Annotated in this window: 3 protein-coding genes and 1 pseudogene; 1 reads left to right on the top strand and 3 read right to left on the bottom strand. The window is 74.0% G+C overall.

Going from position 1 to position 2,022, the window contains the following annotated elements:
• Positions 1 to 177: 177 nt before the first annotated feature.
• Positions 178 to 516 carry a PLDc N-terminal domain-containing protein gene (locus MWU57_RS17890; RefSeq protein ID WP_106264984.1) on the bottom strand — a complete coding sequence of 113 codons (339 nt, stop codon included), beginning with the start codon at positions 514 to 516 and terminating at the stop codon, positions 178 to 180.
• A gap of 80 nt (positions 517 to 596) precedes the next feature.
• Between MWU57_RS17890 and MWU57_RS17885 the strand changes: the two genes are divergently transcribed.
• A complete protein-coding gene (locus MWU57_RS17885; protein ID WP_246911042.1) occupies positions 597 to 920 on the top strand; it encodes a DUF4229 domain-containing protein in 324 nt (107 codons plus the stop codon).
• Positions 921 to 944: 24 nt separating this feature from the next.
• On the opposite strand, the gene MWU57_RS17880 is transcribed toward MWU57_RS17885, so the two are convergent.
• Positions 945 to 1,814 (bottom strand): 1,4-dihydroxy-2-naphthoate polyprenyltransferase, encoded by an 870-nt coding sequence (locus tag MWU57_RS17880; RefSeq protein ID WP_246911041.1) that lies wholly within the window; start codon positions 1,812 to 1,814, stop codon positions 945 to 947.
• 11 nt (positions 1,815 to 1,825) lie between these two features.
• Positions 1,826 to 2,022 (bottom strand): annotated as a pseudogene (locus MWU57_RS17875) (hypothetical protein); the annotation flags it as partial.

The following is a 2,022-nucleotide window of genomic DNA, read 5'->3' as shown; positions in this document are numbered from 1 at the left end:
GTGCACGGTCGTCAGTCCCGAAGTGGAGGGCGCCCTGCGCCCGTGAACGCGACCGTGCACGGGACCCGACACCCGGCGGAACCCGACCCACCCCGCACTACCTCGACACGCGAGGTACTACCTCGGCACGAGCGCTACTACCTCGCGCAACCCCGCACTACCTCGGCGAGGAGCGGACTACTTCGGGGGGTCGTCGTCGCGCTCGCGGCGCTCCTGACGGCGCTTCTCCTGCTCGAGCCGCCACAGGAAGTCGGGGTCGTCGTCGGGCGCGACCGGACCGGACGGGCGGCGCGGGCCGCGACCGGGACGTGCTCCCCGGCCACCGGAACCTCCACGCCGGCGCGACATCTTGGTGGCGATCCAGACGATCGGCCCGAAGATGGGCAGCAGGACGATGATGACGACCCAGAGCCACGCGGGCAGGCCGCCGCGGTCTTCCTCCTCCGACCCGGCGAGGTCGGCAAGGCTGTAGACCAACAGGCCGACGACGACGAGGCCCACCAGTACGCGGAACATTCCTCCAGCCTAGTTCGCCCCGCGGCCGCAACCGAATCGCGCGGTCCGGGGCCGACGTCGCGCGGCCGTATCCTGGATCCGTGCCTCTCGTGACCTACACCGTGCTGCGCCTCCTGGTCTTCGCCGCCGCCCTCGGCGCCGGATATCTGGTGGGGCTGCGCAGCTGGCTGCTCCTGCTCGTGGGGATCGTGGTGGCCTTCGCGGTGTCGTACATCCTGCTGGCGAAGCAGAAGGACGCGGCCGCACGATGGATGGCGGAGCGCGCGGAGCGCCGCCGCTCCGGCGAGGAGGGCCTGGGGAAGGTCATCGACGAGGACGCCGCCGCCGAGGACTCCGCGTTCGACACGGACGGGCGCTCCGGCACCGCGCACCCCGACGCCGACCGGTCCGGCAACGAGCGGTAGCGCCCGAAGCCTCGCCGGGGACGCTCAGAGCGCCAGGCCGAGCCCCAGCAGCACCCCGTAGGCGAGCTCGAACATCCCGGTGCCGGCGAGCACCGGCACCAGCGCCCGGCCCCGCGCTCCGGCGATCACCGGGATCACCAGCAGCACGGCCGGCAGGAGCAGGACCGTCACGAGGAAGGCCCACGGCTTCCAGGCGGCGCACGCCAGGGCGAGCAGCACGGGCACCACGATCCACAGCGCGTAGACCCGCCGCGCGCGATGGTCGCCGAGCCGCACCGCCAGGGTGCGTTTGCCCGCGACGACGTCGGTCGGGATGTCCCGGATGTTGTTGACCATGAGCAGCGCGCACGCGATCAGTCCCACCCCGACGGCGCCGAGCAGCGCGGGCCACGTGATCCGGTCCGCCTGGGTGTAGGTGGTCCCGAGGGTGGCGACGAGCCCGAAGAAGACGAACACCCCGACCTCGCCGAGCCCCGCGTACCCGTACGGCCGCTTGCCGCCGGTGTAGTACCAGCCGGCGAGCATCGAGACGGCGCCGACGGCGATCAGCCACCAGTGCCCGCTCACGGCGCACAGTGCCAGCCCGAGGACCCCTGCGAGTCCGAACGCCCCGAACGCCGCCGCCTTGACCTGTCCCGGCCGGGCGGTCCCGGAGGCGGTGAGGCGCAGCGGGCCCACCCGGTCCAGGTCGGTGCCCCGCACGCCGTCGGAGTAGTCGTTGGCGTAGTTGACGCCGATCTGCAGCGCGAGCGCGACGCCGAGGGCGAGCACGGCGGGCAGCCAGGCGAACGCGTCGACCTGCGCGGCGGCGCCGGTGCCGATCGCCACCGGCGCGGCGGCGGCGGGCAGGGTGCGGGGCCGCGCTCCGGCGACCCACTCGGCCGTGGTGGCCATGCGTGCTCCTCTCAGTCGCGCGCCGCGTGGGCGCGCACCAGGTCGACGACGGCGGCACGGTCGACCTTCCCGGGCCCGCGCAGCGGCAGGGCCTCCACCCGCAGGATGCGGCGGGGTGCGGCGGCCGGCCCGAGTCTAGCGGCGACCGCGGACCGCACTCGCGCCAGCTGTGCGCGATCTCCCCACTCCTCAGCCGCTGTGGGTGCAC

Origin of the sequence: Isoptericola sp. S6320L (assembly GCF_023015685.1) — a bacterium.
Lineage (GTDB): Bacteria > Actinomycetota > Actinomycetes > Actinomycetales > Cellulomonadaceae > Isoptericola > Isoptericola halotolerans_A.
The sequence above is the reverse complement of the archived record's forward strand: the minus strand, read 5'-3'. Positions and strand labels throughout refer to the sequence as shown.

Excerpts from the sequence above, each read along its gene's own strand:
- MWU57_RS17890 (WP_106264984.1), bottom strand. The coding sequence starts at position 516 with ATGTTCCGCGTACTGGTGGGCCTCGTCGTCGTCGGCCTGTTGGTCTAC.
- MWU57_RS17880 (WP_246911041.1), bottom strand. The coding sequence starts at position 1,814 with ATGGCCACCACGGCCGAGTGGGTCGCCGGAGCGCGGCCCCGCACCCTG.